The organism is Nonomuraea glycinis, assembly GCF_035920485.1.
Lineage (GTDB): Bacteria > Actinomycetota > Actinomycetes > Streptosporangiales > Streptosporangiaceae > Nonomuraea > Nonomuraea glycinis.
Genome location: NZ_CP109166.1, coordinates 1,108,104 through 1,126,522, shown reverse-complemented (window position 1 = coordinate 1,126,522; position 18,419 = coordinate 1,108,104). Strand labels below are relative to the sequence as shown.

Annotated in this window: 20 protein-coding genes; 12 read left to right on the top strand and 8 right to left on the bottom strand. The window is 69.5% G+C overall.

The features are described from left to right. The first annotated feature begins 18 nt into the window (after window positions 1-18). Complete coding sequence (gene nudC / locus OHA68_RS05185) at window positions 19-999, top strand: NAD(+) diphosphatase (RefSeq protein ID WP_327106574.1); 981 nt, start codon at window positions 19-21, stop codon at window positions 997-999. A gap of 1 nt (window position 1,000) precedes the next feature. Here the strand turns inward: nudC and OHA68_RS05180 are convergent, their stop codons facing one another. Both OHA68_RS05180 and OHA68_RS05175 read right to left on the bottom strand, forming a co-directional pair. After that, a complete protein-coding gene (locus OHA68_RS05180) occupies window positions 1,001-1,249 on the bottom strand; it encodes a glutaredoxin family protein (RefSeq protein WP_263652783.1) in 249 nt (82 codons plus the stop codon). Window positions 1,250-1,316: 67 nt separating this feature from the next. Next, the gene (locus OHA68_RS05175) at window positions 1,317-2,111 is read right to left on the bottom strand and encodes an alpha/beta hydrolase (RefSeq protein ID WP_327106573.1); all 795 of its coding nucleotides are present in this window, start codon (window positions 2,109-2,111) and stop codon (window positions 1,317-1,319) included. 264 nt (window positions 2,112-2,375) lie between these two features. On the opposite strand from OHA68_RS05175, the gene OHA68_RS05170 reads away from it, so the two are divergent. From OHA68_RS05170 to OHA68_RS05155, 4 genes are all read left to right on the top strand, one after another. Then, a complete protein-coding gene (locus OHA68_RS05170) occupies window positions 2,376-4,418 on the top strand; it encodes an ATP-dependent DNA helicase UvrD2 (RefSeq protein ID WP_327109462.1) in 2,043 nt (680 codons plus the stop codon). A 90-nt stretch (window positions 4,419-4,508) separates the two neighbouring features. Then, on the top strand, window positions 4,509-5,381 hold the full coding sequence (locus OHA68_RS05165) for an acyl-CoA thioesterase (RefSeq protein WP_327106572.1): 873 nt from the start codon (window positions 4,509-4,511) through the stop codon (window positions 5,379-5,381). A gap of 107 nt (window positions 5,382-5,488) precedes the next feature. Next, window positions 5,489-5,752 carry a hypothetical protein gene (locus OHA68_RS05160; protein WP_327106571.1) on the top strand — a complete coding sequence of 88 codons (264 nt, stop codon included), beginning with the start codon at window positions 5,489-5,491 and terminating at the stop codon, window positions 5,750-5,752. A 131-nt stretch (window positions 5,753-5,883) separates the two neighbouring features. Further along, window positions 5,884-6,153: a WhiB family transcriptional regulator gene (locus OHA68_RS05155; RefSeq protein ID WP_189141775.1), complete on the top strand. Its 270-nt coding sequence runs from the start codon at window positions 5,884-5,886 to the stop codon at window positions 6,151-6,153. 361 nt (window positions 6,154-6,514) lie between these two features. Here OHA68_RS05155 and OHA68_RS05150 read toward each other — a convergent pair whose 3' ends face one another. Further along, window positions 6,515-7,105: a hypothetical protein gene (locus OHA68_RS05150; RefSeq protein ID WP_327106570.1), complete on the bottom strand. Its 591-nt coding sequence runs from the start codon at window positions 7,103-7,105 to the stop codon at window positions 6,515-6,517. 258 nt (window positions 7,106-7,363) lie between these two features. On the opposite strand from OHA68_RS05150, the gene OHA68_RS05145 reads away from it, so the two are divergent. The 3 genes from OHA68_RS05145 to OHA68_RS05135 all read left to right on the top strand — a co-directional run bounded on the left by OHA68_RS05145 (window position 7,364) and on the right by OHA68_RS05135 (window position 9,337). After that, on the top strand, window positions 7,364-8,407 hold the full coding sequence (locus OHA68_RS05145; protein ID WP_327106569.1) for an arsenate reductase/protein-tyrosine-phosphatase family protein: 1,044 nt from the start codon (window positions 7,364-7,366) through the stop codon (window positions 8,405-8,407). Then, entirely contained in the window at window positions 8,404-8,790 is a 387-nt protein-coding gene (locus OHA68_RS05140; protein WP_327106568.1) for a VOC family protein, read from the top strand. Before OHA68_RS05145 ends, OHA68_RS05140 begins: the two co-directional genes overlap by 4 nt. Window positions 8,791-8,854: 64 nt before the next feature. Next, window positions 8,855-9,337, top strand: a complete 483-nt coding sequence (locus OHA68_RS05135; RefSeq protein ID WP_327106567.1) for an SbtR family transcriptional regulator — start codon at window positions 8,855-8,857, stop codon at window positions 9,335-9,337. Between the two features lie 145 nt (window positions 9,338-9,482). On the opposite strand, the gene OHA68_RS05130 is transcribed toward OHA68_RS05135, so the two are convergent. Both OHA68_RS05130 and OHA68_RS05125 read right to left on the bottom strand, forming a co-directional pair. Then, complete coding sequence (locus tag OHA68_RS05130) at window positions 9,483-10,775, bottom strand: ABC1 kinase family protein (protein ID WP_456094121.1); 1,293 nt, start codon at window positions 10,773-10,775, stop codon at window positions 9,483-9,485. A 105-nt stretch (window positions 10,776-10,880) separates the two neighbouring features. Beyond that, the gene (locus OHA68_RS05125) at window positions 10,881-12,293 is read right to left on the bottom strand and encodes a ThiF family adenylyltransferase (RefSeq protein ID WP_327106565.1); all 1,413 of its coding nucleotides are present in this window, start codon (window positions 12,291-12,293) and stop codon (window positions 10,881-10,883) included. 152 nt (window positions 12,294-12,445) lie between these two features. Here OHA68_RS05125 and OHA68_RS05120 point away from each other — a divergent pair, with 152 nt between their 5' ends. The 3 genes from OHA68_RS05120 (at window position 12,446) to OHA68_RS05110 (ending at window position 14,392) form a co-directional block, all read left to right on the top strand. Continuing rightward, complete coding sequence (locus OHA68_RS05120) at window positions 12,446-13,228, top strand: enoyl-CoA hydratase/isomerase family protein (RefSeq protein ID WP_327106564.1); 783 nt, start codon at window positions 12,446-12,448, stop codon at window positions 13,226-13,228. Window positions 13,229-13,295: 67 nt separating this feature from the next. Continuing rightward, window positions 13,296-13,811 carry a M48 metallopeptidase family protein gene (locus OHA68_RS05115; protein WP_189141766.1) on the top strand — a complete coding sequence of 172 codons (516 nt, stop codon included), beginning with the start codon at window positions 13,296-13,298 and terminating at the stop codon, window positions 13,809-13,811. Continuing rightward, window positions 13,805-14,392, top strand: a complete 588-nt coding sequence (locus OHA68_RS05110; protein ID WP_225277778.1) for a hypothetical protein — start codon at window positions 13,805-13,807, stop codon at window positions 14,390-14,392. The genes OHA68_RS05115 and OHA68_RS05110 overlap by 7 nt, the downstream gene beginning before the upstream one ends. Here OHA68_RS05110 and OHA68_RS05105 read toward each other — a convergent pair. Genes OHA68_RS05105 through OHA68_RS05095 form a run of 3 tightly spaced genes read right to left on the bottom strand, consistent with a single transcriptional unit; the run spans window position 14,379 to window position 17,233 of the window. After that, on the bottom strand, window positions 14,379-15,380 hold the full coding sequence (locus OHA68_RS05105) for an endonuclease/exonuclease/phosphatase family protein (protein ID WP_327106563.1): 1,002 nt from the start codon (window positions 15,378-15,380) through the stop codon (window positions 14,379-14,381). The genes OHA68_RS05110 and OHA68_RS05105 overlap by 14 nt on opposite strands. Before the next feature lie 39 nt (window positions 15,381-15,419). Then, window positions 15,420-15,980, bottom strand: coding sequence for an NUDIX hydrolase (locus OHA68_RS05100; protein ID WP_327106562.1), 561 nt, complete (start codon window positions 15,978-15,980; stop codon window positions 15,420-15,422). Beyond that, window positions 15,977-17,233 carry a zinc-dependent metalloprotease gene (locus OHA68_RS05095; RefSeq protein WP_225277779.1) on the bottom strand — a complete coding sequence of 419 codons (1,257 nt, stop codon included), beginning with the start codon at window positions 17,231-17,233 and terminating at the stop codon, window positions 15,977-15,979. The genes OHA68_RS05100 and OHA68_RS05095 overlap by 4 nt, the downstream gene beginning before the upstream one ends. Before the next feature lie 79 nt (window positions 17,234-17,312). Here OHA68_RS05095 and OHA68_RS05090 point away from each other — a divergent pair, with 79 nt between their 5' ends. Further along, the gene (locus OHA68_RS05090) at window positions 17,313-18,386 is read left to right on the top strand and encodes an NAD-dependent epimerase/dehydratase family protein (RefSeq protein WP_327109461.1); all 1,074 of its coding nucleotides are present in this window, start codon (window positions 17,313-17,315) and stop codon (window positions 18,384-18,386) included. Window positions 18,387-18,419 lie beyond the last annotated feature (33 nt).

The following is an 18,419-nucleotide window of genomic DNA, read 5'->3' as shown; positions in this document are numbered from 1 at the left end:
TTTAGGAAGGGTGGGGCCGTGGAAACCGCGGAAGAGCAACTCATCGGACCGCTGCTCCTCGCACGCGGCACCATCGACAGATCGGGCGCGCTGCGCGCCGACGACGCCTGGTTGGAACGTGCCTGGGCGGATCCGGCGACCCGGGTGCTCCTCGTCGACAACGGCCGCACCCTCGTCAGGCGCACCGGCGACGAGGTCCACGCCGTGCTCCTCACCACCGCCGAGGCCCCGCCCGGCGAGCGCTATCTGCTGGGCGTCGCGGACGACGTCGCCTACTTCGCGGTGGCCGCGCCGCTGCCCGGCGTGCCCGGCGGGCACGACGGCGAGGTCAACGGCCGCCTGTCCAGCGTCATGAGCCTGCGGGACGCCCCCGACGGCCAGGCGGTCCCCGCCGGCCTGCGGCAGGCCGGCGGGCTGCTCGGCGACCGCGACGCCGGCCTGCTGGTCTACGCGGTCGCGCTCGAGGCCTGGCACACCACCCACGACTTCTGCCCGCGCTGCGGCACCCGCACCGAGGTGCGGGCGGGCGGCCACATCCGGGTCTGCCCGGAGGACGCGAGCCAGCACTTCCCCCGCGTCGACCCCGCGGTCATCATGCTGATCCGCGACGCCGACGACCGCTGCCTGCTCGCCCGCGGCCCGCACTGGCCCGAAGGCCGCCTGTCGATCCTGGCCGGCTTCGTGGAGCCCGGCGAGTCCCTGGAGGCCGCCGTCGTCCGCGAGGTGGCCGAGGAGGTCGGCATCGCGGTCACCAACCCGCACTATCTCGGCAGCCAGCCCTGGCCGTTCCCGCGCAGCCTCATGCTCGGGTTCTTCGCCGAAGCCCTCACCACCGACCTGACCCCCGACACCGAGGAGATCGCCGAAGCCCGCTGGTTCTCCCGCGAGGAGCTGGCCGAGGCCCTGGAGTCCGGAGAGCTGCGTCTTCCGCCGTCGGTCTCCATCGCCCGCCGTCTCATCGAGACGTGGTACGGCAAGCCCCTCGAGGGTGACTGGTAGGTCAGGCCGCTTCCAGGAGGGCCTTCACCTCGCGGGCCGAGGGGTTGGTGCGGACCACGCGCCCCTTGGCCGTCTCGATCACCACGGTCGGCACGACCTGGTTCCCGTTGTTGACACTCATCACGAACGCGGCCGCGTCGGGGTCGCGCTCGATGTCGATCTCATCGAAGCGGATGCCTTCTCGGGTCAGCTGCGACTTCAGCCGCTTACAGGGACCGCACCACGAAGTGCTGTAGACCGTGAGCGCCATGTCAGGGATTCCTCCAAGGTCAGGAACGGGCGTCCCGTGCAACAACGCGGGACGCCCCGGTAATCCCCTATCCGATGCGTTCGGAAATCCAGGCCTGCACCCGCTCGGCCACGCGCACGTCGCGGTAGAGCCCGGAGGCGTGCGCCGTGCCCGGCACGGTGACGACCTTCACCGGTACCCCCGCCTTGCCCAGCATCTTCTTCAGCAGCATGCTCTGCACCGGAGGCACGAACTCGAACTGCGAGTGCACGGTCAGCATCGGCGCGTCCTTGCTGCTGGCGTGCCAGGCGACCTCCATGCTGGCCCAGACCCGCGAGCACTTGCCCTTGGGCGCGCAGCCGCCGGCCAGCCGGATCGCCGCCTTGCGGAGCTGCTGGGCGTAGGGGTCGGCGGCGGTGGCGCCGTCGGTGTAGGCGCGCAGCGGCGAGATGATCGGCGACAGGCCCACGACGCCCTTGAGCCCCGGCATACCGTTGCCGTAGGTGCCCACGGCGGCGGCGATGTGCCCGCCCGCGGAGAAGCCGGTCACCACGAAGTTGTTCGAGTCGAACGCCCATCGGGCGGCGTGCCGCTTGGCCGTGGCGATGGCGTCCAGCGCGTCGATGCGCTGCGCGGGCCAGGCCGCCTCGGTGGAGAGCCGGTAGTTGAGGTTGAAGACCGTGTAGCCGCGGTCGGCGTAACTCCGCGTGATCTCGGTCATCTGCTTCTTGTCGCCGCTGGACCACCAGCCGCCGTGCACGATGAAGATGCCGGGGCGCTTCTGCCCGTCGGGGGTCCACCAGACGTCCATCTGCTGGTGGCGGTGCTTGCCGTAGGAGACGGTCTCCGAGGCTAAACCACCCATCCCGTCCAGATCGGTCACGGAGGTCGTCGGTGTCGGACCCGGTACGGGGTCCGTGTTCGCCGACGCGGTCGCGGGCGTGAGCGCGACACACGTGAGCGCGATCGCGCTCAAGGAAACCGCTGTTCGCACGGCCTTCCTTTCTCCTCCATGCTCAGGGACGGCCCCATTGTGATGGAAGCGACCGGTTCTTTGCACCTCGTTGCCTCACAGCGGGTGAATGCCGCAGCTTGCCAGAATGGAGTCCGGACCGCCACCGACTGGGAGACTGGATGAGTGAACAGCGTGGATGACGTGCTGTCCGGGCTCGATCCGGAGCAGCGTGAGGTGGCAGAGACCCTGCGTGGGCCGGTCTGCGTGCTCGCCGGCGCCGGCACGGGCAAGACCAGAGCGATTACGCACCGCATCGCTCATGCCGTGCGCAGCGGAGTCGTCGACGCACGCAGCGTGCTGGCAGTGACATTCACCACACGGGCGGCCGGCGAGCTGCGGCAGCGGCTTCGCGCGCTGGGCGCGCCCGGGGTGCAGGCGCGCACCTTCCACGCCGCCGCGCTGCGGCAGCTCACCTATTTCTGGCCCCGGGTGATCGGTGGCGAGGCGCCTTCGGTGATCGAGTCCAAGCTGCCGGTGCTGGTGGAAGCCTGCCGCCAGATCCGGAAAAATCCGGATCGGTCCGAGTTGCGGGACATCGCGGCCGAGGTCGAGTGGGCCAAGGTCACCCAGGTCGGGCCGGAGGACTACGTCGCGGCGGCGGCCAAGCACCACCGCACCTCTCCCGTGCCCGCCGAGGAGGTGGCCCGCCTCTACGAGGGCTACGAGCGGATCAGGCGCGAGCGCCACCTGGTCGACTTCGAGACCATCCTGGAGCTCACCGCCGCGGTGATGACCGAGCACCAGGAGGTGGCGGGCCAGATCCGCCAGCAATACCGCTACTTCGTCGTCGACGAGTACCAAGACGTCAACCCGCTGCAGAAGCTCCTGCTCGACACCTGGCTCGGCGGGCGCAAGGACGTGTGCGTGGTCGGCGACCCCAACCAGACGATCTACTCCTTCACCGGCGCCACCCCGCGCTACCTGACCGGCTTCGCCGTCGAGCACCCGGACGCCGCGGTCATCAAGCTGGTCCGTGACTACCGCTCCACGCCTCAGGTGGTGGACCTGGCCAACCTGGTCATCGCCAAGGGCAGATCACCGCACCGCGTGGAGCTGATCGCGCAGCGCCCCGAAGGCCCCCGGCCGACCTTCGCCGACTACGACGACGAGCCGGCCGAGGCCGCCGGAGTCGCCCGCGCCATCCGCAAGCTGATCGACCAGGGCGTGCCGTCCCGCGAGATCGCCGTGCTGTTCCGCACCAACTCCCAGTCGGAGGCCTACGAGCAGGCCCTGTCCAAGGCCGAGATCCCCTACGTCCTGCGCGGGGCCGAGCGCTTCTTCGAGCGTCCAGAGGTACGGCAGGCGGTCGTGCTGCTGCGCGGCGCGGCCCGCTCCGCAGCCGGCGAGCCGCTGGCCGCCGAGGTCCACCACATCCTGGCGGGCGTCGGCCTGACGCCGGCACCGCCCGGCGGCGGCAAGGCACGCGAGAAGTGGGAGTCCCTCAAGGCCCTGGCGGACCTGGCCGAGGACCTGGCCGCCACCGGCGCGGATCTGCAGGCGTTCGTCGCCGAGCTCGAACGCCGCGCGTCCGAGCAGCACGCGCCGCCGATCGAGGGGGTCACCCTGGCCTCCCTGCACGCCGCCAAGGGCCTGGAGTGGGACGCCGTCTTCCTCGTCGGCCTGACCGACGGCATGATCCCCATCATCTACGCCGAGACCTCGGAGCAGATCGAGGAGGAGCGCCGCCTGCTCTACGTCGGCGTCACCCGGGCCCGCGAGCACCTGTCCCTGTCCTGGGCGCTGTCCCGCGCCCCCGGAGGCCGTAAGAGCCGCCGCCCGTCCCGCTTCCTGGACGGCCTCACCGGCCGCACGCCCGCCTCCCCGCGCGCGGCGGCGCCCGCCCGCGAACGTCGTACGGTCGCGCCTCCGGTGAGCTGCCGGGTCTGCGCCAGGTCCCTGACGACGGCGCCGGAGCAGAAGCTGGGCCGCTGCGCCACCTGCCCGGCCGACTACGACGAGGCCCTGCTGGAGAACCTGAAGGTCTGGCGCGCGGCCACCGCCAAGGAGGCGAAGCTGCCGCCGTACGTCGTGTTCACCGATGTGACGCTGCAGGCCATCGCGGAGCGCGCGCCCACCACCGAGCAGGAGCTGTTGTCCATCGCCGGCATCGGCCGCGTCAAGCTCGACCGCTACGGCGAGGCGGTCCTCGGCCTCTGCCGCGCCGCTTCTCCGTGATGGGCGGTTCCGCGGTGATGGCACCATGTTGACGGGCGGATTTCTGGACACGGCAGACTTGCGCCCGTACGGCTGACGCAAGGGGGATCTGTGAACGAGGCGCTGAAGGAACTCCTCGACCTGCTCGATCTTGAGCAGCTCGAACTGGACCTGTTCCGGGGGCGCAGCCCGAGGGAGCGCATCCAACGCGTCTTCGGCGGGCAGGTCGCCGCGCAGGCGCTGGTCGCGGCCGGTCGCACCGTGGACTCCGACCGGAACGTGCACTCCCTGCACGCCTACTTCATCCGCCCCGGCGACCCCTCGGTGCCGATCGTCTACAACGTCGAACGGGTGCGGGACGGCAGGTCGTTCACCACCCGCCGGGTCACGGCCATCCAGCACGGCAAGACCATCTTCACGATGTCCGCGTCGTTCCACGTCCTGGAGGACGGCGTGCAGCACCAGGCACTGGTGAAACCGGACGTGCCGGACGCCGAGTCGCTGCCCGGCTACCAGGAGCGGATGTCGGGGCTGCTCGGCACCCACCCCGAACTACGCGAATGGGTCTCCCGGCCGCGCCCGGTGGACTCCCGGTACGCCTCCCCGCTGACCTGGGAGGCGTACATGAAGCCGGAGCTGCGCTCCGCCGAGACCAACGTCTGGTTCCGCTACGACGCCGACCTGCCGGACGATCCGCTGCTGCACGTGGTGCTGGCCGCCTACGCCTCCGACTTCACCCTGGTCGACACGGTCCTGCTGGCGCACGGCATGGCCTGGGGCGCCTCGGACATGATGGGCGCCTCCCTTGATCACGCCATGTGGTTCCACCGGCCGTTCCGGGCCGACGACTGGCTGCTGTACGCCCAGGAATCCCCCTGGTCAGGGGCGGCGAGAGGGCTCGCGCGGGGCGAGATGTTCACCGCGTCGGGCGAGCTGGTGGTGTCGGTGGTGCAGGAGGTCATGATCCGGTTGAGAAAATCGTAAAACTGCAGGTAGAAAATATGTTGCCCAGTTCCCGGATCCCGGTTTAGGGTCTTGGACAAGCGAGTCGGGCAATCAGCCCGACGATCCCAGAGTGGAGGTGAGCCCCGGTGATCAGCATCAAGATGACGGCCACGCAGTGGCTCGCTTCCGCATGCCGTGACTCGGTCAGGCTCGTCGATGGGCCGGCCAAGCTGCGGCGGGAGCAGTCTGCCCGGCGTCAGGACCCGGCTTTCTACGCGCGTGCCCATTTCGGTGCGGCCGCCCTGATCGCTCCTGTCTTCGTCGCAGGCAATGAAGTGCCGACCCCGCAGTTCACCAAGGGTGGAAGGTGCGGTCCGCAACCCTGGAGGGATGCGCCGGTCATAACCTGACCGGCACATAGCAGCCCCCCAGGCCGCGGATCCGCACACAGGATCCGCGGTCTTTTTGTTTGTCCGTGATCCCCCGAACACCCACGAGGTGCCAGAACAAGATCAAAAAGACCGATCGAAGGAGAAAGCAGATGGGGGCGAAGACGATCATGGACCTGATCGACGAAGCCGAGATCCCCTGCCGTACCGACCCTGACCTGTGGTTCGCAGAGTCGCCGGAGGACGTCGAGTTCGCCAAGGCGCTCTGTGGCGGCTGCCCGATCCAGAAGGCCTGCCTGGCCCGCGCGCTCGAGCGCGAGGAGCCATGGGGCGTCTGGGGTGGCGAGCTGATCCTCCGCGGGACCGTCGTACCCCGTAAGCGTCCGCGCGGGCGTCCGCGCAAGCACCCGGTCGCTGCCTGAAGTTCCTGCACAGCCTTCCGACAGAAAGAAGACAGGCAATGAGCATCCCGACGAGTCACATCTCGGCGCCGTATCTCTACCATGAATTGGTAAACGACCGAATACAAACCCTCCATCGGGAGGCGCGAGAGCAACGCCTGGTCGCTCGCATCAGCCGCATCCAGCGAGCTGAGCGCCGGGTCCGACGGGCGAATGAGCGCCTCAGCCGGGCCCTGGGCATGGAGGGCTGATCCGGGAGATCCTGCCGCCGGCGCAGGATCTCCCGGATCCTCCGAGATCAACTCGATCGCCCCGCGCGGAACACGACCTGTTCCGCGCGGGGCGGTGTCGTTCCCGGCTCCTGACCTGTGCGGCTCGGCCGTCAGTGCGCGACGGCCCCGGAGGCGGCGACCATCCCCGGATCGTCCTCGGCCGACCACAGGCGGGTGGCCATCCAGACGATCCCCGCCGCGGCCACGACCAGGCCGATGAGGTAGACCGGCACCGGTAACGCGCTTCGCAGCGAGCCGGGAATCATCCCCACGACGTAGAGGGCGACGCCCGGTGGAGGAAGCAGGCCGCTCCGGAGGGCCGCCGCGCCGAACGTCAGCACCCCCGCCACCAGAACGACCGAAGTGACGAGGAACGCCATCCCCGTGCCCCCCGCGAGGAGCCCGGTGACCGTGGTGCCGTCGAGCGAGGGGAAGATGAAGTGCAGCGCGTACTCGATGGCGAACGCTCCCGCGAGACCGGCGGAGTTGAGCAGGTATCCGATCAGGCCGAGATTCCCCGCGCTGCCACGGATGAGCAGGTACAGCCCGGTGAGCGCGAACAGTCCCGTCAGCGCTCCGAACGGGGCGATGGCATGGGTGAGCGTCGTCTCGGGGACGACCCCCGCGCGACGCAGCACATTCACGACCAGCAGCACGGCACAGACATAGGCAGCCACGGCGGCTATCCGATAGAGACGCATGTACGACCTTCCTTCCGGTTTCCTTCCTGGTGATTACGCCGTAAGCATGCGCGCCCCAGGGCCACCGGCTAAGCCCTGGCGAGCCGTCGTAAGCACCCCGAAAGAACTCGACGAGCAACGCCACAGACGGTTCGCTGCCCGGTCCGCGGGGTGCACATCTCCTGGAGGACATCGAACCCAGGCATCAACTCGGCAAGCCGCACAGCGCCCATCGACCGGCCTGAAGTCCATCAAATGAAATTGATGTATTCTGCTGGCATGGTGTCCACCGATCAGACGCCTCCGGCGTTCGTGCGGCTGGCCGCCCACCCGCTGCGGTGGCGGCTGCTGACCGCACTGGCCATGAGCGACTATCGGGTCCGTGAGCTGGTCCACCTGCTCGGCGAGCCGCAGAGCCTGATCTCCTACCATCTACGGCTGCTCCGCGGCGGCGGCCTGGTCACCGCCCACAGGAGCAGCTTCGACGCCCGCGACAGCTACTACCACCTGGACCTGGAGCGCTGCACCCACGCCCTGACCGCCACCGGCCTCGCCCTGCATCCAGCGCTCACCGGCCTCGCTGTGCATCCAGCGCTGGGCCTGGCCCCCACCCCGCCACCGGCCACCGCCACACCCCGCCTTAGCGTGCTCTTCGCATGTACGGGCAACAGCGCCCGCTCACCGATAGCCGAGGCCCTGCTGCGCCACCGCACCGGCGGCCACGTGAAGGTGACCAGCGCCGGCAGTCACCCCAACCCGCGCATACACCCCCACGTCGTACGAGTCCTACGCGAGCACTACGGCATCGACGTCGCCGACCAGCGGCCCCGCCACCTGGACACGGTGGCCCACCGCCGCTTCGATCACCTGATCACCCTGTGCGACAAGGTCCGCGAGGTCTGCCCCGACTTCACCGGCCGACCACGCCAGACCCATTGGAGCATCCCCGCCCCACCCCCCACCCACGACCTCGACCAGCCAACCACCAGCGACCTCGACCAGACAGCCAGCCGCGACACCGGCCAGGCAGCTACCAGCGACATCGGCCAGACAGCCAGCCGCGACCTCGACCGGGTAGCTACCAGCGACACCGGCCAGACAGTCAGCCGCGACATCGGTCAGGCAGTCAGCCGCGACCTCGACCGGGTAGCTACCAGCGACATCGGTCAGGCAGTCAGCCGCGACATCGACCAGGTAGCGATGAGCGACATCGACAGGGTGAGTTACTCCGCTTTCAGCGACATGGCGGCGGAGATCGACACCCGTATCCGCTACCTACTGCCCGTCCTCGCCCACGCCACGAACCCGGAGATCGAGCCATGACCACCACACCCGACGAACTCGCCGGCGTCCGCTACATCGTCGACGACGTGGCCGCCGCCGTCCACTTCTACACGAGCCACCTGGGCTTCACCCTGCGCACCAACCCGGCCCCCGCCTTCGCCGACGTGGTACGCGGCCCCCTGCGCCTGCTCCTGTCCGGCCCCGCGAGCTCCGGTGCCCGCGCCACACCCGACGACTCCACCGCCGCCGGTCGCAACCGCATCCACCTCATCGTTCACGACCTCGAAGCCGAGATCGCCCGGCTACGCACCGCCGGACTGTCCTTCCGCAGCGACGTCATCGCCGGTCCCGGCGGACACCAGATCCTCCTGGCCGACCCAGCCGGCAACCTCATCGAACTCTTCGAACCCACTTCCCCCTGAAGCACCTCTCCAGAGCTTCCATGGCGGACCGGGGCCAGGGCTCCATGGGAAGGCGGACTGGGCCATGGGGCGGACGCTCTACAACTGGTTCCCCATGCGGGACGCCCTGGTGGAGGCGGTCTTCGCGGACCGAGTGGCGACCGTGGCCGACCTGACTGAGCGGGCGCTGGCGATGGACGACGCCTGGGATGGGTTCGTGGTGTTCCTGACCGGCGTGTGCGAACTGCAGGGCGCCGACCTCGGCTACAACGACCTCGCCGCACGGACGGCACCGGTGGACGGCGATCGTGGGTACGGCCTGATGCTGGAAATCCTCGACCGCGCTCAGCGATACGGGGAGTTGCGGCCCGACATCACCCTCGCCGACATGGCCTTCGTGCTCTGGGGCGTGGCGGCGACCATCAGGGCCACCCACAAGGTAGCGCCGCGAGCCTGGCGACGACATCTCACCCTGACCCTGGACGGCCTACGCGCCACCACGGCCCACCCCTTGCAGACCCCTCCCATGTCCACCCAGCAGACCCGCGCCGCGCTGCGGAAGTGCTGACCCTCCACGGCCTTCTCTCGTGATCACCCCTGCGGGTGACTCAAAGACACGTTTGGAGGGCTTGAAGGACGTTCGAGGGATGTGCCCCCGGGTTTCGTCAGCGGGAAGGGCTGGAGCCTTGTCTCAGGGCGGCGGAAGTCGGCCTTCAGGGCACGGCGAGGGCTTCGTCGTTGGGGTCGTCCAGGAAGCCGGGGACCCAGCGGATGGCCTCGTCGCGGAAGCGGGCCGTGGTGCCGAGCTGGCATAGGACACCCACTCCGGCGGCGTGCACGCGGTGGATGAGGACGTAGGAGGCCGGCAGGTTGAGCTGGCGCACGACATTGGTGGGGCGGAGATCGGTGACGCTGGCTGCCTGGGCTCGAAGCCATTCGCGGCTGAAGGTGAACTCTTCGACGGCTGTCGGCTCGACGTAGGGGGCGAGGAAGGCGCGCAAGGCGTCGGGGTCGATCTCAATGCCGGGGCGGATGAAGCCCTCGTCACGCAGCCCGTTGACGACGGTTTCCATGTCGCCCTGGTTGAAGATGCGGGTCAGGAGACCGAAGACCTGGGGGTAGCCGCCGGGCATCCGGTTGACGGCGCCGAAGTCGAGGATGCCGAGCTTGCCGTTGGACAGCATGCGGAAGTTGCCCGGGTGCGGGTCAGCGTGCAGCATGCCGACGCGGGCCGGCGAGCAGAACAGGAACCGGACGAACAGCAGACCGGCGTGATCCCGCTCCTCCTTGGTGCCGTCGGTGATGACGCGGGACAGCGGGGTGCCGTCCATCCACTCGCTGACCAGGATCATCTCGTTGGCGGCGATCACGTCGGGAACGTGGAAGTCGGGGTCGTTGTGGAATTCCAGGGCGAACGCGTGCTGGGCCTCGGCCTCGCGCAGGTAGTCGAGCTCTTCGGCGACCCGATCGCGCAACTCGGCCAGCACCGCCTTGATGTCGAGACCGGGAAGCAGCGCGCCGAACATCTTGCCCAGGCGGGCCAACTGCGCGAAGTCGCCGAGCAGAGCCTTACCGGCTCCCGGGTATTGGATCTTGACCGCGACCTGCCGGCCGTCATGCCACACGGCCTTGTGCACCTGGCCGATGGAGGCGGCCGCGGTCGGCTGGTCGTCGAAGGAGAGGAAGTTGTCGCGCCAGTCGTCGCCGAGCTGCTCGCTGAGCACCTTGTGGACGGTGGCGGCCGGCAGCGGCGGCGCGGCGTCCTGAAGCTTGGTGAGCGTGGCGCGGTACGGGCCGACGATCTCCTGCGGCAGGGCCGCCTCGAAGATGGACAGGGCTTGGCCGAGCTTCATGGCCCCGCCCTTGAGCTCGCCGAGGACCTTGAAGATCTGCTCGGCGGTGCGCTGCTGGATCTCCTCCGCGACGATCTCCGCGGACTTGCCGCCGATGCGCTTGCCCAGCCCCATGGCGGTGCGACCGGCGAAACCGAGTGGAAGGGCGGCCAACTTGGCGGAGCGCGTGACTGCTCGGCGTGGAAGATCGCTCACACTGATGCGCGGAATCCCAGACGGGACGCCACTTCCCCCCTTCGTGGTCGATACCTGAACATGTCAATCACAGGTAGCTGACATGACCATTGTGCGCGGATATGGGTTGTTTCGCGTACACCGACATTGCGGATGCATGACCCACGATCGTCGTTCCCAGTTCCCATCGGGAGAGACATCCCTTGTGCCGTTGGTCACAACCGCGTCCCGGCCCTCGAGATGAGCGAGTGCGTGGCCGGTCGCCGCTGCCGCCACCAGGCTCGCGAGGACGCCATCGCAGGCGATTTCGCCAGGAGGGAAGCCGCCGAGGCGTGCGGTGACGATCGGCCAGGCGGGGTCGCCGTCGCGACGAGCCAAGTCTAGGCAATGCAGACATGCGCTCTGACCAGGCAGGACCAGCGGCCCCACGCAACCGTGGCCCTCGAAGGCCGACACGAGAAGGTGAGGGATGCCGAGGTCGAGGAGCTCGTTGGCGAGCACCCGGTCGAGCGGGCGCACCGGAGCGAGGATCACGAGGTCGGGCCGCTGGGTTCTGTCGCCCAGGTAAGGCCCACCGGCCTTCGCGTCCACGGTCGGATCCCAGGGCTTCGCACCGCTGAGGGCGGAGCGGGCGCGGCCGGGTCTGGTGTTCGTGCCCTCGCGGTCTGCACGCGCCGCGGGTGGCTTGCCGGGGTCGGCGTCCACGGTGGTGCCGCGATGGTCCGCACCGCTGGGGGCAGAAAGGGCGCGGCCGGGTCTCGCACCCGGGATCCGGCCCGGGTGGTCTGCAGTGCTGCCGGTTGAGGGCGCGCGGCCCGGTTTGGCGTCTTTGGTGCGGCTTCGACGGTTGGTGATGCTGGTGGTAGGGGGAGAGCTCGGGGAACTCGGGGTGGGGTTGTGGGTGGGCTCTTGTGGGATTGGGCTGGTCGCTCTGCGGGCGAGTGCCACCGCGCCGTCCTGGCGGCTGAGGCCGAGCTCGGACCAGGTCAGGCCGCCGGGCGTGAGGTCCTCCGGGCGGGTCGGTTCGGGATCGATCACGCGGATCGTGCCCACGCCGGCAGCGGCCAGCAGGGCGACGATCTGGGCGCCCACCCGGCCGGCGCCGTAGACGCGCACCTGCGCCTGTCTCCTGCGGCGCATCGTCTCCCGGCCGCCGTCAGGGGTGGACGAAGCCAGATCCAGGGCGTCCAGGTCGGGCCTGAGACGGTCGAGCTCCGCCAAGGGGAGAGGCAACGGCGGGGCGCCGGCGTCGTGGATCACGCCCTGTCGCATGAGCTGATCGAGCAGGGATCGGGCGCTGGGCTCGTCCAGTCCGGCCGCCACGGCCTCGCGCAGGACGTGGGCGAGGTCACGGGTGCCGTCGAGAGTGTCGAACCACTGGCGGATCGGCCGGGTCAGGCCGTTCAGCATGAGCGCCCGCTGAGGGTGCAGGCCGATCTGGAGGGTGTGCTCGTCACGGTCGACGCACCGCAGGGCGGGTTTCACGCGTGGCCTCATGCCGCGAAGATTCGCACGAGTCTCCAAGATCCCGAGACTCTTTTCTCGGCCCTGTGGATAACTTCCGCCAACACCAGAAACCCTGTGGATAACCGCCCGATGAAGACGGACCACCCACCGGAGACGGCCGCTCCAAAGCTACGCTTCCCCGCATGAGCGAGCTTCTCGTCGATCACCAGGACGACGGCGTCGTCCTGGTCACCCTCAACCGCCCCGACGTACGCAACGCCATGACCGACGGCATGACCGACGCCTGGCAACGGACCATGGCCGCCCTCGCCAGGGACCGAGACGTCCGTTGCGTCGTGGTCACCGGCGCCGGCAGCGCCTTCTGCGCCGGCGGGGACCTGTCGTGGCTGGGGGAGCGGGGCGTGGAGCCGGTGGATCGGCTGCGCGACAGGATGCTCGCCTTCTACCGTTCCTGGCTCTCCATCACCGAGCTGGAGGTTCCCACGATCGCCGCGGTGAACGGCGCGGCCGTGGGGGCGGGCCTGTGCGTGGCGCTGGCGTGCGACCTCGTGTACGCCGCCGACGACGCCAAGCTGCTGGCACCGTTCACCGCGCTCGGCCTGCACCCGGGGATGGCCGCCACCTACCTGCTGCCGAGGCGGGCGGGCACCGGCCTGGCGAGGGAGATGCTCCTGACGGGACGTACCCTCTCAGGCGCCGAAGCAGCCGACAAAGCCCTAGTAAATCGATCTTTCCCAAAAAATGACCTTATGTCGGAAGTGATGGCTATCGCCAGAACGGTGGCCGGCAACGCCCCCATTGCCACCAAACTCACGAAAGTGGCACTCAATGAGGATCATCAACACCTGGAAGCCGCGCTCAGATGGGAATCCCTGGCTCAGCCGGTGACCATGACATCCGCCGACATGATCGAGGGCCTGACGGCGCATCGGGAAAGTCGTGTTCCCAAATTCACCGGGTCTTAATCATCTGACCAGCAGAAACAGCGTCCACCCTCTGTGGAATTCCGCCAGTCTCGGCTAACGTGCATATGTGCCCCCCGAGACAGTCGAGGTCCGACGTAGTTCTCGTCGCCGGCGCACGGTCTCCGCATACCGTGACGGCGACAAGACGATTGTGCTCCTGCCCGCCTGGCTGAGCGGCGAGGACGCTGATGAGTGGGTGAGCCGGATGCTCGATCGGCTTGCTGCGAAGGAACGCCGACGGCGGCCGACGGACGAAGCGCTCCTCGAGCGGGCCAAGGAGCTGTCGATGAAGTATCTCGACGGCAGAGCCGACCCCGTGAGCGTCCGCTGGGTTGACAACCAGCAGCATCGATGGGGCTCGTGCACTCCGGAGAGCGGCACGATCAGGATCTCGACCCGCCTCAAGGGCCTACCCGAATGGGTCATCAACTACGTCATCATCCACGAGCTCGTGCACCTGCTGGTGCCGAGCCACGGCCCCCGTTTCTGGGCGCTGGTCGAACAATATCCCAAGGCAGAGCGGGCGCGCGGGTTCCTCGAAGGATTCTCCGTCGCGGCGCAGACGGCACCGGAGGAATGTTGACGCGCGTCGTCGCGGTCCTGGTACGGCAGAGCATGGCGAGGTCCGCACCCCGAGGCGTCGACGCACGGTCGTGGCTGGAGGCGGTGGCCGAGGACACCTACGAGATGGTCTCCGGCCTGGAGCTCGTGACCCCCGTCCTGGTGACGAGCGTCCCCGGCCTGGACGAGATCGTCTGGCCCGGCACCGAGGTGATCTCCATCGCCGAGGACGAATCACTCAGGAGCATCCTCGGCAGGCTCGGCGGCGACCAGGCGGCGGTGATCGCGGGCGACGCGCCGGACCTGCCGCCGCTGCTGGTCGGCAAGCTGTTCAGGGAGCTGGGCCGGGCGCAGATCACGGTCAGCCCGGCCGAACGCGGCGGGGCCGTCGCGCTGGCCTGCGGCCTGCCCGCACCCGCTTGGGCGGACCCGGACCTGGACGACCCGGACCTGGTGGCGACGCTGCGCGCGCAGGCTCCCGGCTCGCGGATGGTGGCGACCACGCCGGGCTGGCACCGCCTGCGCACCCCGGACGACGTCGAGCGCCTGGACCCCGGCCTCGAAGGCTGGGACAACACGCGCGCCCTGCTCACGGCACGGTGAGCTCCGCGAACACCGCCCGGTGATCGGTGCCGGGCACGTCGTGCACGCTGACGGCCTTCACCCCCACCCGATGGTCGACCAGCACATGGTCGATGGTGATGATCGGCGGAATCCGCTTGTTCGCCGGCCAGGTGGGGATCAGCCCGGCGCCGACCTGGGCGGCGGCGTCCTTGTAGCCGCGATCGAGCAGGCGGCGCATCGCCGCGTGGTCGAGTGAGGCGTTGAAGTCGCCGGCCAGGATCCGCACGGTCTCGGCGGAGGCGCCGGGGAAGGACTCCAGGGACTCGTTCCACTCGGTCACCTGACGGCCGAGCGGCGGGAACGGATGGACGTCGATGAACTCGATCGGCCGGGCGCCGGGCAGCGTCAGCCGCGCCGCGGGCATGTTGTGGCTCCCGGAGCGCGCCGCCACACCGGCGATCGGGTCGAGTGGATGCCTGGAGAACAACCCGCTCCCGCCCGCGGACCATTCGGCCTGGACCACGCGGTGCGGCATCAGCTCACGCAGGCCGGCCTGGTCCAGCCGCTCGACCGCCTCGGGAGTCAGCTCCTGCGTGTTGAGCACGTCGGCGTCGAGGTCGTACACCATCTTCATGATCGCCTGGGTGTCGGCCTGCCCGAACAGCATGTTGATGCTCAGCACCCTGAGCGGACTGCCCGGAGTGGCCTCAGCCGTGCCGAACGCCCGGGGCAGCACGCTGAAGCCGAGCGCGGTGGTGGTGAGCAGGGCGACCACGGTGGCGGCGCGCCTGCGCCCCAGCGCGGCGATGAGCAGGGGGATCAGCGAACCCGCGGCGGCGTACGGGGTGGCGGTCATGAGCTGGGTCGAGATCGACCCGCGCTCCAGCCACGCCAGCCTGGCGACGGCCCAGGCCGCGAACGGCGTCACGGCCAGCCAGGTCAGCGTGGCGCGGGCGCGCCCACTGCGCTTGCGGCGAACAGGGGTGACAATGGTGCCGCCGACGGGACTTTCCGCCGAAACCTCCACATGCCCCCCTTTGGAACGATGCGATATCTCCCGGGGACTCTAGCCAAACGCGCGTGAGCGCGAGGTAAGAGCGGCCTGCCCGCGTGCGGCCAGGCGGCGGGTCGCCTCGTCGGAGAGCTCGGGGATCCCGTCGATCGGGAACCAGCGCAGATCCAGCGATTCATCACTGATGACCGCTTCGGCCCCCCGAGGGGCCACGGCGGCGTACTCGACGTCGAAATGCCGGCTGTCCGGCGGATGACACCAGACCCGGTGCTTGTCCAGCGCCAGCGGGCCGGGCAGCAACTCCAGGTCCGCGATGCCCGACTCCTCCACGGCTTCGCGGAGCGCGACCTCCGTCAGCGTGCGGTCGCCCGGCTCACAGTGGCCGCCCATGGGCAGCCACATGCCGGCCTTGGGGTGCAGGGTGAGCAGCACTCGCGCGCCGTCGTGCGACAGCACCGCCGTCGTCGCCGTCAGATGGCCGGGAACGCACTGGCGCAGCATCGCGTCGTCGTGCGCCGCCAGATGCTCGAGGAACTCCGCGCGCAGCGCCTCCTCCTCGGCCGTCGGCGCGGCCCACGCGGTGAGCACGCTCACCGCGTCGTGGTGCAGGCTCAATTCTGGTCGCCCTCGTCGTCGGGCTTGCGGTCGAGCTGTGAGATGTCCCACGCGGCCTCGCCGCGCACGAACGCCTCGGGGTCGTCCAGGTCGTCGGCGTGCGGCATGAGGTCGGGGTGACCCCACAGCGCGTCGCGCCCGTCGATCCCGCGCTCCTGCTTCAGCGCCTGCCACAGCGCCGCCGCCTCCCGCAGCCTGCGCGGACGCAGCTCCAGGCCGACGAGCGTGCCGAAGGTCAGCTCGGCCGGACCGCCCGTCGCACGACGACGTCGTACGGTCTCCGCCAGCGCCACGGCGGAGGGCAGCTTGCCTGCGGCGGCCTCGTCGACCACCGTCGCCACCCAGCCCTCGACCAGCGCGAGCATCGTCTCCAGGCGAGCCAGGGCGGCCTTCTGCCGCTCGGTCTCCTCGGGCTTGAGCAGGGCGCCCCCGCTGAGCGCCTCCTGGAGCGCCTCGGGGTTGTTGATGTCGAGGCCGCGGATCTGCTCCTCCAGCGCGGAGGTGTCGACCGTGATGCCCCTGGCATATTCCTCGACGGCGCCGAGCAGGTGCCCGCGCAACCACGGCACGTGCTGGAAGAGCCGGTGGTGCGCCGCCTCGCGCAGCGCCAGATAGAGCCGGATCTCGTCGGCCGGATGCTCCAGGCCCTCGCTGAAGGAGGCGATGCCGCCGGGCAGCAGCGCGGCGGTGTCCGACAGCGGCAGCCCGATGTCGGTCGTGCCGATCACCTCGCGCGCCAGCGAGCCGAGCGCCTGGCCGATCTGCTGACCGACCATCATGCCGCCCATCTGCTTCATCATGCCCATCAGCGGCCCGGCCATCTGCTGGGCCTCAGGCGGCAGGTTGGCGCCGCCGAGCGCGCCGCTCATGGTCTCGACCATGCGCTCGGCGATCGGCTCGGCCAGCTTGCGCCACACCGGGATCGTGTTCTCGATCCACTCGGAGCGGCTCCACGCCTGTGGGCCGGACACGCCGCTGGGCAGCGCGGTGGCCTCATTGAGCCACAGGTCGGCCAGCTGGAGGGCGTCGACGATCTGGCGTCGCTCACCCTCCATGACGCTGGGATCGCCCTCTGCGACCACGGCGTGGCGGGCGATGTTCTTGGCCATGTCCCAGTTGACAGGGCCGGAGCCCTGCGGCGCCGACAGCATGTCGGCGAACTGGCGCATCGCCTGAGCCATCTGCTCAGGGTCGCCGAACATGGCGAACGGATTCTCGTTGGGGTCGTTTTCGCGACCTGGCAGGTCAGTCACCGCTCTACCTCGTGCAGGATGGAGGAGTCCACATCCGCCACGTTAGTCGTCCTACGGCGGATCAGTGCAAAGTGAGGACCTGGTGCCTACCTCGAAACGCCCGCGCCAACCAGTCGTAGCGGTCACAGGTGCTGCCTCAGGCCTGGGCCGTGAGTTGCTCGCAAAGCTCGTCTCCTCCCAGGATTTCCGCAGGGTGGTGGCCATTGACGAGGAGCGCGGCGACATCAAGGAGGCCACGTGGAGAGTGATCGACGTACGAGATCCGCTCTTGGCGAACCGAATCTCCGACATCGACGTCCTGGTCCATCTGGCCGGTGACTACGCCGTCGACGCCAACCCAGGGGAGCGGCGGGCGTACAACCTGAGAGCGGCGCAGACCGTGCTGACCGCCAGCGCGGCCGCGCGCGTCCGCCGCGTCGTGCTCGTCACGAGTGCGATGGTGTACGGCGCGGCGCCCGACAACGACGTGCCCCTCGCCGAGGACGGCCCGGTCGCGGCCGAGCCCGACACCGGCGTGGTGGGCGACTACCTGGAGATCGAGGCGCTCGTACGCAGGTCGCTGCGCAGTCATCCGGGGCTGGAGCTGACGGTGCTGCGCCCGGCCGCGGTCGTCGGCCCCGGCGTGGACACCGTCATCACCCGCCACTTCGAGTCACCGAGGCTGCTCACCGTCAAGGGGTGCGAGCCGCGCTGGCAGTTCTGCCACATCGACGACCTGGTCTCGGCGCTGGAGCTGGCCGCGAAGGGCGCGATCAGCGGGGTGGTGGCCGTGGGCTCCGACGGATGGCTGGAGCAGGACAAGGTCGAGGAGCTGTCCGGGATCCGCCGCTTCGAGCTGCCCGCCGGATTGACGTTCGGCACCGCGCAGCGGCTGCACCGGCTGGGCATCACCCCGGCTCCCGCCACGGACCTGCACTATGTCGTCTATCCGTGGGTGGTCGACTGCGTGGGGCTGCGTGAGGCGGGCTGGAAGCCGGCCTGGACCAACGAGGCCGCGCTCGCGCAGGTGCTGGAGCTGCGCGAGAACCGGACGACCGTGGTCGGCAGGCGGCTGCCGGTCAAGGAGGCCACGCTCACCGCGGCCGGTGCGACCGTCGCGGTCATCGGCACCGCCGCGATCGTCCACCAGGTGCGCAAGAAGCGGCGTGCGTGAGGCTTTGAGGAGGACAACTTCTGTAGGCTCTTT

Coding starts and splice junctions, on each gene's coding strand:
- OHA68_RS05180 (WP_263652783.1), bottom strand. CDS start 1,249: ATGGCGCTCACGGTCTACAGCACTTCGTGGTGCGGTCCCTGTAAGCGG.
- OHA68_RS05155 (WP_189141775.1), top strand. CDS start 5,884: ATGGGGGCGAAGACGATCATGGACCTGATCGACGAAGCCGAGATCCCC.
- OHA68_RS05150 (WP_327106570.1), bottom strand. CDS start 7,105: ATGCGTCTCTATCGGATAGCCGCCGTGGCTGCCTATGTCTGTGCCGTG.
- OHA68_RS05145 (WP_327106569.1), top strand. CDS start 7,364: ATGGTGTCCACCGATCAGACGCCTCCGGCGTTCGTGCGGCTGGCCGCC.
- OHA68_RS05140 (WP_327106568.1), top strand. CDS start 8,404: ATGACCACCACACCCGACGAACTCGCCGGCGTCCGCTACATCGTCGAC.
- OHA68_RS05135 (WP_327106567.1), top strand. CDS start 8,855: ATGGGGCGGACGCTCTACAACTGGTTCCCCATGCGGGACGCCCTGGTG.
- OHA68_RS05125 (WP_327106565.1), bottom strand. CDS start 12,293: ATGAGGCCACGCGTGAAACCCGCCCTGCGGTGCGTCGACCGTGACGAG.
- OHA68_RS05120 (WP_327106564.1), top strand. CDS start 12,446: ATGAGCGAGCTTCTCGTCGATCACCAGGACGACGGCGTCGTCCTGGTC.
- OHA68_RS05110 (WP_225277778.1), top strand. CDS start 13,805: ATGTTGACGCGCGTCGTCGCGGTCCTGGTACGGCAGAGCATGGCGAGG.